The 12,592-nt window shown below is 35.0% G+C and carries 10 protein-coding genes; 6 read left to right on the top strand and 4 right to left on the bottom strand.

The genetic code is table 11. The features are described 5' to 3' along the window. Positions 1–60: 60 nt before the first annotated feature. A complete protein-coding gene (locus tag WJM97_RS12040) occupies positions 61–1,740 on the top strand; it encodes a ShlB/FhaC/HecB family hemolysin secretion/activation protein (RefSeq protein ID WP_353929048.1) in 1,680 nt (559 codons plus the stop codon). Between the two features lie 41 nt (positions 1,741–1,781). Here the strand turns inward: WJM97_RS12040 and WJM97_RS12035 are convergent, their stop codons facing one another. Next, positions 1,782–3,278: a CHAT domain-containing protein gene (locus WJM97_RS12035; protein ID WP_353929047.1), complete on the bottom strand. Its 1,497-nt coding sequence runs from the start codon at positions 3,276–3,278 to the stop codon at positions 1,782–1,784. A gap of 168 nt (positions 3,279–3,446) precedes the next feature. Further along, positions 3,447–5,558, bottom strand: coding sequence for a M3 family metallopeptidase (locus tag WJM97_RS12030; RefSeq protein WP_353929046.1), 2,112 nt, complete (start codon positions 5,556–5,558; stop codon positions 3,447–3,449). 236 nt (positions 5,559–5,794) lie between these two features. Here WJM97_RS12030 and WJM97_RS12025 point away from each other — a divergent pair, with 236 nt between their 5' ends. From WJM97_RS12025 to WJM97_RS12015, 3 genes are all read left to right on the top strand, one after another. Next, positions 5,795–6,580, top strand: coding sequence for a dienelactone hydrolase family protein (locus WJM97_RS12025; RefSeq protein WP_353929045.1), 786 nt, complete (start codon positions 5,795–5,797; stop codon positions 6,578–6,580). 292 nt (positions 6,581–6,872) lie between these two features. After that, a complete protein-coding gene (locus WJM97_RS12020; protein ID WP_353929044.1) occupies positions 6,873–7,250 on the top strand; it encodes a DUF1823 family protein in 378 nt (125 codons plus the stop codon). A gap of 265 nt (positions 7,251–7,515) precedes the next feature. Then, positions 7,516–8,559 carry a 3-deoxy-7-phosphoheptulonate synthase gene (locus tag WJM97_RS12015; RefSeq protein WP_353929043.1) on the top strand — a complete coding sequence of 348 codons (1,044 nt, stop codon included), beginning with the start codon at positions 7,516–7,518 and terminating at the stop codon, positions 8,557–8,559. 124 nt (positions 8,560–8,683) lie between these two features. Here WJM97_RS12015 and WJM97_RS12010 read toward each other — a convergent pair whose 3' ends face one another. After that, the gene (locus tag WJM97_RS12010; RefSeq protein WP_353929042.1) at positions 8,684–10,594 is read right to left on the bottom strand and encodes a cyanophycin synthetase; all 1,911 of its coding nucleotides are present in this window, start codon (positions 10,592–10,594) and stop codon (positions 8,684–8,686) included. A gap of 228 nt (positions 10,595–10,822) precedes the next feature. Between WJM97_RS12010 and WJM97_RS12005 the strand changes: the two genes are divergently transcribed. After that, positions 10,823–11,026 (top strand): hypothetical protein, encoded by a 204-nt coding sequence (locus WJM97_RS12005; protein WP_353929041.1) that lies wholly within the window; start codon positions 10,823–10,825, stop codon positions 11,024–11,026. A 41-nt stretch (positions 11,027–11,067) separates the two neighbouring features. On the opposite strand, the gene hetI is transcribed toward WJM97_RS12005, so the two are convergent. Next, positions 11,068–11,787, bottom strand: a complete 720-nt coding sequence (gene hetI / locus WJM97_RS12000) for a 4'-phosphopantetheinyl transferase HetI (RefSeq protein ID WP_353929040.1) — start codon at positions 11,785–11,787, stop codon at positions 11,068–11,070. Positions 11,788–11,927: 140 nt separating this feature from the next. Here hetI and psbP point away from each other — a divergent pair, with 140 nt between their 5' ends. Beyond that, positions 11,928–12,473: a photosystem II reaction center PsbP gene (gene psbP, locus WJM97_RS11995; protein ID WP_353929039.1), complete on the top strand. Its 546-nt coding sequence runs from the start codon at positions 11,928–11,930 to the stop codon at positions 12,471–12,473. The last annotated feature ends 119 nt before the right edge of the window (positions 12,474–12,592 follow it).

Genomic DNA, 12,592 nt, shown 5'->3' with positions numbered 1-12,592 from the left:
AATCACAGTTTTAGATTCAATTTTATTTCAGTGTTGGTTTATGTAACCTCAATTGTAGTCATGAATACTACTAAGGTTATAGCTAATGATGACAAGATTATAGTTAATGATGGTAATCAGCAGGAATTGATTAACTCTGATCTCAATTTGCATCTAGATCATAGTACATCCATAATCACACAGACAGCAGATGATAACCCAATCCAATCAGAGAATAATACATCTGAGTCTATTTATGTACGGCAAATCAAAGTTATTGGTAGTACAATTTTTAGTGAAAATCAATTAAATGAAATTGTTCAATCATTTATAAATAAAGAATTAACACCAGAAGAAATTAGAAAAGCTGCTGATGCTATTACCCAACTTTATCTCAATGAAAATTATCTGAATTCTAGAGCTATTCCTGTTAGTCAAAACACAGAAAATACTAAAAATGGGGTATTAGTAATCCAAATAATTGAGGGTAGTTTATCAGAAATCCAAATTATCGGCACAAAACGATTAAGTCAAAATTACATTAGAGATAGAATTAGAATAGGTGCAAAAGTTCCTCTCAATGCAATTAAATTAGAGGAACAACTAAGATTATTGAAAATTGATCCACTGCTAGATAATATTGAAGCTAGTTTACGTCCATCTGGTAAAGTGGGACAAAGTATTTTAGTCGTCAGAGTACAAGAAGCAAAATCCTTTAAATTTGGGTTAAGTGCAGATAACTATTTACATCCTAGTATTGGTTCAGAAAGATTAGGAATTCAACTAAAAGAAAGAAACTTAACTGGAATAGGTGATGAATTAGCAGCTTCCTATTATCGTTCAGTTACAGGTGGTGCAAATATTTTTGATTTTAGTTATCAAATTCCTATGAATGCAATGGATGGAAAAGTGCAATTGAGATTTGCACCTAGTAACAGTGAAATCACATCAGGAGATTTTAAAGATTTAGGAATTAAAGCAGAAAGTGAATTATATGAAATTAACTATTATCAACCTATAGTGAGAACTCCTAGAGAAGAATTAGCTTTATCTTTAGGTTTTAGTCATCAAAATGGACAAACATTTCTCAACTTTGATCAACCTTTTCCCTTTGCGACAGGAACTGATCCAGATGGTGTTAGTCGTACCAGTGTAATTAAATTTGCTCAAGATTATGTGAGAAGAGATACTCAAGGTGCATGGTCATTGCGATCGCAATTTAATTTTGGTACAGGTTTATTAGATGCGACAATTAACGATGATCCTGTTCCCGATAGTCGTTTTTTTAGTTGGTTAGGTCAAATTCAAAGAGTACAAAAACTAAACCAAAATCACCTTTTAATTTTGCAAGCAGACTTACAACTTACCCCTGATAGTCTTTTACCTTCTCAACAATTTATTATCGGTGGTGGTCAATCTATTAGAGGTTATAGACAGAATGTGCGTTCTGGTGACAATGGATTTCGTGTAGCAATAGAAGATCGAATTACTGTTAACAGAAATGCCGCAGGATTACCTGTAATTCAAGTAATTCCCTTCACAAACATCGGTGCAGTTTGGAATAAATCTGGCAACCCTAATACTTTACAAGATCAAACATTTTTAGCTAGTGCAGGTTTAGGATTATTATGGAATCAAGCACTAGGAATTGATAATTTAACAATGCGACTGGATTATGGTATTCCCTTTATTGAGTTAGATGATAAGGGTAATAATGCTCAAGATGAAGGTTTCTATTTTAGTCTTCGTTATAATCCATAATTAGTCATTAGTTATTAACTGATAAATGATAGATAATTGAATTACCAAGGATTACCAACCATCGTAAAACCTGACCAAAAATACGGATGGGATAGAGACTGATTTGGTTCTTGAATACTTTCTTCCGGTAAAGGTAAACTACCAATTTCCTTGATACCTTGTAACTGACCATTTTCTAAATAAACCTTTCCAGTGGCCATTGCTATCTGCGCTTGTCTGAGAGCATCCGCACGAATGGGAGCAGTTTTCAAACTTTCATAAAATTTAGTCATTAACGCTGCTGTACCAGTATCATCTACTGACCAAAGACTAGCAACACTGGTTTTTACCCCTGCTAAAACTGCTAAACCTGCAAAACCAATTTCTGCTTCTTCATTTCCTAAAGCACTCCTGCAAGCACTTATTACTAACATTTCTACTTGAGGTTCATGTAAACCTAATTGTCGAATTTGATTTAAACGTAGTTTATTTTCCCATAATTGAATATAGGAATTCTCTACTGCACCACCCGTAAAATTAGCATGAGTAGCTAAATGAACAATCCCAAAAGGTTTTTGACGACGCAGAGATTTAAGATTTTCTACGGTAGTTTGTTCATTTAACAATAATTTACCTGACCAAAGTTTAGTAACCAGAGTTCTAAGTTCAATAGGAACTGCTGGTAAAGGTTCTTGTCCTTGGGTACTTTGAGAAATACCCATAGCTAAAATTTCCGATTTTTTAATATCTGTATAAAGTGTATTAGTTAAAGTTAAACTTGGCATTAAACCAATACTATATTTCTCTACTAAAAACTGTTTACCATCATGCAGCGCGGCCATAGGTGTAGAACGTAAACCAGCATCTAATAAAAAAACAAGATTGTTAATTTCATACTTTTGTAAATCTGACTCAATCGGTTTAATTAGCCATTTATGGAGTTGTTGAGCAGGTTTTAAATAACTATTTCTATTCCGATATTGAGGAGCAACAATTTGAGTCCGAAAATCATCAATTACTGTTAAAATATTCCCTTTAGTAACATTCGGTATCCGATAAAGAACAGGGTTTCCCTTCCCAGTTACCAAGATAATTTCTATTTCGTCTGTATTTTTTTCTGGAATGTTTTTTGCATCTTGTTTATTAGTTCCAGAAACTGAATCTGGTAAAATTTCTACAGGGACAAAACTGATATATATAAATGCAGGTTTGACACCTGTTGCTTGTTCAATTCTTTGAGCAACATTTCTGGCTTGAAATATATTAACGTTAACTTCTTCACGAATAGGAAGATTTAATTGACTAAGAAAACTATATGTGAATTTTAGTTCAGGAGTAGGATTAGGATTGAGAATTGATAAATTAGGGTTAATAATTTTCGTTTCTGAACCTGGTATTTGTTGACATCCAAAAATACAAGAATTAAATGGGTTGCCAGGATCAGGTGTTTCTATTCCTGGTTCTACAATATTAGTATTTGGTGTTTCTGTTCCTGGTATTGTGTTATTTGGTGTTTCTGTTGTTTCTGTTGTTTGTGCATTGGCTAATTCTTTACTCATAACCCCTGCAAACAGAATTATGAAAAGGATGAAAAACCACAATATATCTTTGATGGTTGTTGTGGCACTAGATACTATTTTAAACATCTAAATTTACTGCCATTTTTTGATCATTCGTGATTTTGTCAGTGTTGGGTTTTCTTGCGTCAACCCAACCTACTTCTAATTCTAGTTTTTAACACCACCTAACAACCCATTATGCTTGAGTAGTGCAGTGGTACTAGGTTCACGTCCTCGGAAAGCTTGAAAAACTTCCATTGGGTGCATACTACCGCCAAGGGCTAAAATGGTATCTCGGTAGCGTCTACCAGTATCATGTATTGCCTCTTCATCTTCTAAACCAGCTTCTTCAAAAGCAGCGAAAGCATCAGCACTGAGAACTTCAGCCCACTTGTAGCTATAGTATCCAGCCGCATAACCACCTTCAAAAATATGACCAAAGGCACATAAAAAAGCATCTTCTGGCAATGGGGATAAAATTGTCGTCGTTTTAGCAATGCGTTCGCGGACATCTACGGCTGTTTGCTTACCACCGGGACGATAGCGGTAATGTAATTCCATGTCTATGGTGCTGAGATGAATTTGACGCAGCATTGCTGAACCACTCATGTAATTACGTGCTGCTAACAGCTTCTGATAATAATGTTCTGGTAATGGTTCACCAGTTTCATAATGTTTAGCCATCCCAAACAAAGTCGGACGGTCATAACACCAATTTTCCATAAACTGGCTGGGTAATTCTACTGCATCCCACTCCACATTATTAATTCCTGCTGCGCCAGTGTAGTCAACCTTAGTTAACATATGGTGTAAACCATGTCCAAATTCATGGAACAAAGTTTCTACCTCATCAAAGGTCATTAAACTAGGCTTATTATCTACTGGGGGAGTCTGGTTACAAATTAAGTAAGCGACAGGTAAACGGACAGATGTTATCCCTTTTTCTGTCACTTTACCGCGATGAATGCAAGCATCCATCCAAGCACCACCGCGTTTTTCTGCTGGACGACTGTATGGGTCTAGATAAAAGTAGGCGATCGCATTACCATATTTATCAGCAATCTTAAAATAGCGGACATCTTCATGCCAAATCGGTGCTAAACCATCAGCAGGAGTGACATTCACACCAAACAGCCGTTTAATTAACCCAAATAACCCATCTAATACTTGGGGAAGTGGGAAATAAGGACGTAATTCCTCTTCAGTAAAAGCAAACTTAGCTTCCCGTTGACGTTCTGCCCAAAAGCTAATATCCCAGTGTTGTAAATTATCTGCCTCTACTGCTCCCTGAGACTTAGCACACTTTCTTAAAGCATCCAAATCTTTAACAGCCGCATCATAACTAGCTTGACGTAATTCTTCTAAGAGCTTTTCTACCGCCGAAACATCCTTAGCCATTTTGCTAGTTAAACTCAGTTCAGCATAATTTTTAAACCCTAGTAACTCTGACAATTCTTGTCGTAACTGTAAAATCCTTTCAATTAAAGGGTTATTGTTCAATTTCCCAGAAGAAGCACGGGTAATATATGCCTTATATAATTTTTCCCGCAAATCTCTACGGGTACTATGCTGCATAAAAGGAAAATAACTAGGAAAATCTAAGGTGATATGCCAGGGGCCAAATTCTGGATTAGCATTTTCTTCCCCAGCAATCCGGGCAGCTTGGGCAGCTAAACTCAGTAAACTACTGGGTAAACCGTCAATTTCCTCTGGTTTTGTCAAAACTAAACTATAGGCAGTCGTCGCATCTAGAAGATGATTAGAAAAATCAGTAGCTAGTTCTGCTAACTGCATTTGGATGTCATTAAAACGCTCTCTTGTTTCTCCTTCCAAACCTACACCAGATAGTTTTGCATCCCTAATTGCTGCTTCAACAATGCGTTGCTGGGCTGAGTCAAGAATTTTCCAGTCCTCACTATCACGCAGGGCTTTAAAAGCTTTATAGATAGGCTTACTTTGACCAATAGTATTAATAAAATGTATTACTTGTGGCTGAACTTTTTGATATGCAATACGCAGATCAGGGCTGTTTTTTACACCCATTAAATGGTTAAGTATTCCCCAACTCCAATATAATTTGCCTGTTAATTTTTCTAGGGGTTCAACTAAACCACTCCAGGTTGGTTTTACCTTAGCTTCTAGTATTGATAATTCTTCCTGTAATTCTGCTAAAAGATGTTTAAAAGCTGGTTCTACCTGCTCTGGTGTAATATCTGCAAACGAAGGTAAACCTTGGCCTTGGAGTAGGGGGTTTTGAAAAATAGTAGCAGTTGCACTCATGGTTTTATGTTAGTAGCCGATTAATAAGGCAAAACAACAATGATTTTTATTTATGTAACTAATAATCTAACTTAACTAAAAAATTTAGCTTGCTAGAATGGCATTCTTAGGAATTCTTGAAAATTACTCAGACAGTAACAGCCAAACTTTTGCAGTAAACTATAAGACATAAGTAAATATTTTAATGGTTTTCCAGGATAATTTACCATGATCAGTGTTGTCGTATTTACCGCTTTATGAAAATTCTACTTTCCGTTTTGTTTACACCAGTGGTAATGTTGTTGACATCCACAAATGCGTTAGCAGAAATCATCACTAAAACTGTTGAGTACAAGCAAGGTAATAAAGTTTTGGAAGGTTATTTAGCCTATGATGATGCCATTAAAACTAAACGTCCTGGTGTCTTAGTTGTTCATGAATGGAACGGTTTACAGTCCTATGCTAAACAGCGGACTGAACAATTAGCAAAACTTGGCTATGTTGCTTTTGCTGCTGACATTTATGGTAAGGGTGTCAGACCAAAAAATCCTCAAGAGTCAGCTGCTCAGTCCAGTTTTTACCGTAAATATAGACAGCTATTAAGAGCGCGTGCAAATGCAGGCTTAGAACAACTAAAAAGCTTTGAAATGACTGATACTAACAAAATTGCTGCCATTGGTTACTGTTTTGGTGGTGGTACAGTTTTAGAATTAGCCCGTAGCGGTGCAGACATTGCTGGTGTTGCCAGTTTTCATGGTAATCTCGATACTCCCAACTTAGAAGATGCCAAAAACATCAAAGCCAAAGTATTAGTTTTACATGGTGCAGATGATCCCTTTGTACCCAAAGAGCAAATAGAAGGCTTTGAAAAAGAAATGCGGGAAGCTAATGTAGACTGGCAGATGATTTCTTATGGTGGTGCAGTTCATGCTTTCACCAACCCAGTGTATAAAGGTGAGATTCAAGGCGCACTTTATGACGAAAAAGCAGATCAGCGTTCCTGGAAAGCAATGAAACAATTTTTTGCAGAAATCTTTCGTTAAGAATTAATTAGTTCAAATGCCCGGTAATTTTTTCATCCGGGTTTTATTTTAATTAAGCTGCTGTGCATTTAATTTGTATAAGTCTAGCGGGCAAAGATGCCCACACCACAAGACTTAACTATTTTAGAATTATAAACTTTAGCTGCATAACAGCTTATCAATTGTAGATTTTCAAATTTAATAGTATCAATAAAAGTCTATTTTATGTTGTAACTAATAAATCTTACATTGCATAATCAACAAGATAAAATTATGAAGTTAAAACTGACCACCGACAAAATTAAAATTACTTATGTTTAACTTACCAGCACTCAACACAGAAACAATTTGGGCAATTATCAACGATACCATTGATGATCAGACAGTTAACCAAATGGTATGGCATTATTTAGGTTATCGCTATGACCCAACAACTGAAACATGGGATACCAGTCTAGTTGCACCAGAATGGTTGACTGAATACCCGCAACCTGGGAATTTCCTGGAATCTCGTCCGGCAACTATGAAATTAACTCGTTCTATTCCCCCAGAAAATAAACAACTCCTCAAACAAAAACTGGGTTTTAAAGGTTACAAAATTGGCGAATTTGGACCTCGACAAACCCGCAGAGCTACAGCCGCAAATTGGCTACTAAGTTACATGATGATAACCACTGGCAAAATTGAATAATTTGTAACAGCAGATAGGAGGAAATCATATACACATTTACCAAATATCTGCTTTTTTATAGATTTAAAATTTATGATTAATTGTTTTAATAAATTTGTGTACTTAATCTACGAACGACCAAGTATTTATAAGAAATAATTACTGATTAGTTAAGTTTAATAATGTCATTGAGACTCAAAGCATATAGCTTGTATTTTTTCCTAAAAATGTGTATATTAGTCATTCACACAATAAAAATCATTACACAATTTCACAGATTTGCACCATGATCAACAAATTGATTAATACAAACATTAAAAGTTCACACGTTTTATTAACTCCCAATCAAGTTAAAGAAAAATTACCACTAACTAAATCTGCCGAATGTACAATTTCAAAATTTAGACAAGAATTAGAAAACATCCTCGATTTTCAAGATAGCAGAAAATTTATTGTAGTTGGACCCTGTTCTATTCATGATCCGAAATTAGCCGTAGAATATGCAGAAAGACTAAAAGTCTTAGCAGAAAAAGTAGACGATAAATTGCTGCTAATCATGCGAGTTTACTTTGAGAAACCTAGAACTACCGTAGGTTGGAAAGGTTTAATTAATGATCCAGATATGGATGATTCATTTCATGTAGAAAGAGGAATTTTAATAGCTCGGAGTTTGTTGTTAAAACTAGCAGAAATGGGATTACCAACAGCAACAGAAGCTCTTGATCCTATTATTCCTCAATATATCAGTGAATTGGTTTCTTGGTCAGCAATTGGAGCCAGAACTACTGAATCACAAACTCATCGAGAAATGGCTAGTGGTCTTTCTATGCCAGTAGGGTTTAAAAATGGTACAGATGGTAATATCAACGTGGCTTTAAATGCTCTCAAATCAGCGAAAACGCCCCATAATTTTTTAGGAATTAATCAAAAAGGACAGGTGAGCGTATTTCAAACTAGAGGTAATCCCCATGGTCATGTAATTTTACGTGGTGGTAATCAACCTAACTTTGATCCTGAAAATGTGAAGTTCGTAGAAGAACAATTAAAAGCTGCAAATTTACCACCAAGAATAGTAATTGATTGCAGTCATGGCAACACCAATAAGGACTATAAATTGCAACCTGCGGTTTTAGAAAATGTGATTCAGCAAATAGGAGAAGGTAATAATTCTATTCTAGGAATGATGTTGGAATCAAATTTATATGAAGGTAATCAACCGATTACAGGTAAACGTGAAGAATTACAATATGGTGTTTCCGTCACTGATAAATGTATTGGTTGGGAGGAAACAGAAAGAATTATTTTGGCTGCCCATGCCAAACTCAAGTAAATTTATAATATCAAGGAGTAATGAATAGAAAAAATATTGTGGGGTGGGCATCTTGCCCGCCGCATATATACTTTATGCCTATGATAATTGCTGTAAAAACAAATAATTAATAACTCATCTTACATTATAAAAGAGCATCAATTATTTGTAAATAAACATCCAAAAATTCTGTTTCTTCCTCTAAAATTAAATTTTCAATTAAGCCTTTATGTTGAATAGAAACATGATTTTCTTTGCTAATTATAAAAATCGAACCATCTATTGCATCCCTTAATAACATCATTTCTGTTTCTGTGGGATGATCTAAAACTACAATATTACTACCTTTATAAACCATTCCATCTGTTTCTAGAATATCTTCTGGATATTCAGCAATGAGTAAATCTAATTGAGGGTTGCGTAATAAAGTTTGGATATTGCGATTGTAGTCTTGACTAAGAAGTTTTTCAGAATGGTTGACTAATATTCCTTCCCTACAAACACCACCTATTGTCCATTGAGGATATTTAAACAGAATACGGTCAATAATTATTTGTAGTTCATCAAAAGTAAGCTGATTAAAAGTAATAATTGGGATTCTCGCATCTTGAGCAGAGGGAAAAAATGTTGACAAAATATAGGCAGGAACATCAACACTTGCACCAATAGCAGGGTTAAGGTGCATTGAAATTCCCGGTGCAGCATTAATTTCTAAAATAGCAAAATTACTAATTTGCCAAGATTGAGAAATATTATGAGCAATAACATCAATGCCCAGACAAGTAAGACCAAAATTTTGGGCAATTTCTTCAGCTAAAATAATATTATCAGGGTGAATTTTATCTGTAGCATTAATACTAACTCCACCAGATGAAATATTAGCAACTGGAGAAAGATAAATAGTTTCATCTTTCCTAACTATGCTATCCAATCTCAACCTTTGTTCATATAAATATTCCTCCATAACTTCATCAATAATAATCTGACTCATGGGAGAAGTCGGAGTATCTTTGCGTTCTGGTTGGCAATTTTCTCTATCTATTAATTCTCTAACAGTAGAATAGCCATCACCAATAATTGACGGTGGACGACGTTCTGTAGCGGCGATAAATTTACCATTTATACAGAGTAATCTATAATCTGTTCCTGAGATACTTTTTTCAATAATAATTCTAGTAGATTTATCTTCACTAATGGCTAACTTTGCTAAATGATAAGCATATTCTAATTCTCTAGAATCTTGGACATTAGCAGTGACACCAATTCCTTTATGACCTACTACCGGCTTAACTGCAACAGGATAACCAATTTCTATAGCTACATCTAACGCTTCGGTTTCAGAAATAACAATATCACCATTAGGAATAGGAAAACCTAACCTGTCTAAAAATTCCTTACAGTCATCTTTACGGGTAGTAAATTCCGAATCTAGATGACTATCAATATGAAAACTTGTTGCTACCCCCCGGATTTGTTTTTTACCATAACCATATTGCATTAACCCTTCTTCCCATAAATAGAAAGTGGGAATTCCTTGTTGATGTGCAGCTTGCCATAAAGCATAAACTGTGGGTCCACCGTAAATAGATTCCCGGAACTTATTTTGTAATTTAAGTAATTCTTCCTCAAAGGGAAAATACTCATTTTTAGTAATGCTTTCTAACCAATCCCAAACTAAATAAACTACTCCCCTGGCTGTACGTTCATGTAGGGCTTGAATACTAATTCTGACATAGGAATGATATGGTTTAATGCTCCAAACATTTAAGTATAAACCCATATCTAATTTACCGACTTCAGAAACAATACAAGCAAATAAGTCAGCGTATAATTGATAATTCTGTTCTGCTAAGTGAGGGTAAAAATGACTAATTGTATCTATATAATCCTGAATAGGGAGAGGATCTAAGTATTCAGTTAAAGCAAAATCAAATACTAGCGCACCCGTATCTAGATAGGGGTTGGGTCCAATGAAATAGGTGAAGTTGAAAATATCAAATACATCAGTTCTTCTGGCATTGATGCGGATGATATCGGTACTTTGCTCTTGAACCATTGATTTTTAATTTATTGACAATTTTTGAGGCTAGTTACTCAGCTTTAATCTATTCCTATTATGGATGAATTTCAGCTATCTAAGGGTATATTTTCAACTTAATTAATGTTTAAAAAATTACTCCCATCATTTTCAGGATAATAATAATACTTCTAATACTTGGGAAAGATGTAATGATGTCGCTCTTTTTAATACAAAATAAGATGTAATTTGAAACCCAGTATAGTTATGAATAAAACATCAACTGCTCTCAGAAATGAAGTGAAGGAACTAGCAGAAGAAGCATTTCACCGCAAGCTAATTTCAGGATATGGAGATAGAGCAGATATTAATGAATACCAAATTGTCTATCAAGGTAAACCCAGACACATTTCTCTAGTAGAAGCACGGCTTTTCTTAATAGATCTAATTTACAGGAATCGGATGTACTAAATAAAATAGTTAAGATGTCCAAATCATAAGATTCTCCCAGTTTATGCTTGCCAAAACTGGAAATTATTGTGATTATTAGCGACAACTACTGCCGCTGCAAAATTATCTGCTGGTATTAATTCCTGAAGTTGCCAATTACCTACAACCAGTAACTGAGCAGGTTGGGTGGGTGTTAAGTCAATTCCTATATTTTCTAATTTCACTAAACCATCTCCCGTAGCTTTTAAATAAGCTTCTTTACAAGTCCAGTAACGAAAAAATACTTGTTGTTTTTCTACGGAATTTAGGGATTTGATGATTTCATATTCTTGAGCGAGAAAAAAACGTTGAGCAAGATTTTCTAAATCAGACATGGGGCGCATATATTCTACATCTACCCCAATTAATTGTTGATAACTGACTCCCAATAATCCTAAATCTTGAGAATGTGATATATTAAAAAATAATCTTGAATCTAAAAATTTAGGAGCTAAAAATGGTTTTCCTCGTTGGTGGTAATCAAATTCTATTTCTATTGGTTCTACATTTAAGTAACCTCCTAAAATCAGACGTAAACTACCACGCCCAACAATAAAACGTTGTCGGTGTTCTGGAAAATAAAATCTTTCAGACCGAGCAATTTCGTCACTTGATAAGGTTTCCTTTAAGGCTTGAATCTGTAATTCTGACTGTTTAAGATTGATTTTCCAAATATGTACATCAGAAGATGATAAATGTAAATTTTGGGGTGCAGGTAGCCAAAGACAAGGAATATTATTCATAATATTTATTCGGGTAATAATCCATAGGGAGAAAATAAAACTTCTCTATGATAATCCCATAAAGTACCAATTGATGAGAGAATACTAAAGTTCAATAGTGTTTATCTTGTCTTGCTTCCAGCCCAAAGGAATTTTGTCTAATGTGGAAACGAATTGCGTTAATCTTAGTTTTGGTGTTAAGTGTCAGCCTCAGTAACCCAGGCGTAGCGGCTGCTGCTGGACTCAAAAGCTTTGTAGATACTGCGGATGGTTATCAGTTTTTATATCCTAATGGTTGGTTGCAAGTGAAAGTTGCCAACGGGCCTGATGTGGTGTTTCATGATTTAATTGAGGTATCGGAAAATGTCTCCGTGGTCATCAGTCCTGTACCTGAAGGAAAATCTTTGACAGAGTTAGGAACACCTACAGAAGTAGGATATAGATTAGGAAAAGCGGCTCTTGCTCCTCCAGGTTCTGGCCGTTCAGCAGAATTAATTAATGTTGCCCAGAAAGAAGTTGATGGTAATACATATTACCTGTTGGAGTACGAGGTAAAACTTCCCAATCGCCAAGCAAGACATAATATATCTAGTGTTGCGGTAAGTCGTGGTAAACTGTTCACCTTTAATGCTTCAGTACCCGAAAAACGCTGGAAAAAACTGCAACGGATGATTGATGAAGTTGTTACTTCTTTTACTGTGTATTAATTTAAGTGATTGGGAGGAGGGAGAGAAATAAATTAAAAAGTCAAAATTTAAAAAACAAAATTACATAAATTTTAACTCTTCCCTTTGCCCAATTACCAAGTACCTTGACAAATCATTTA

Source organism: Okeanomitos corallinicola TIOX110, from assembly GCF_038050375.1.
Classification (GTDB): domain Bacteria; phylum Cyanobacteriota; class Cyanobacteriia; order Cyanobacteriales; family Nostocaceae; genus Okeanomitos; species Okeanomitos corallinicola.
Note: the sequence above shows the minus strand (reverse complement) of the source record. Positions and strands in the feature narration are given on the sequence as shown.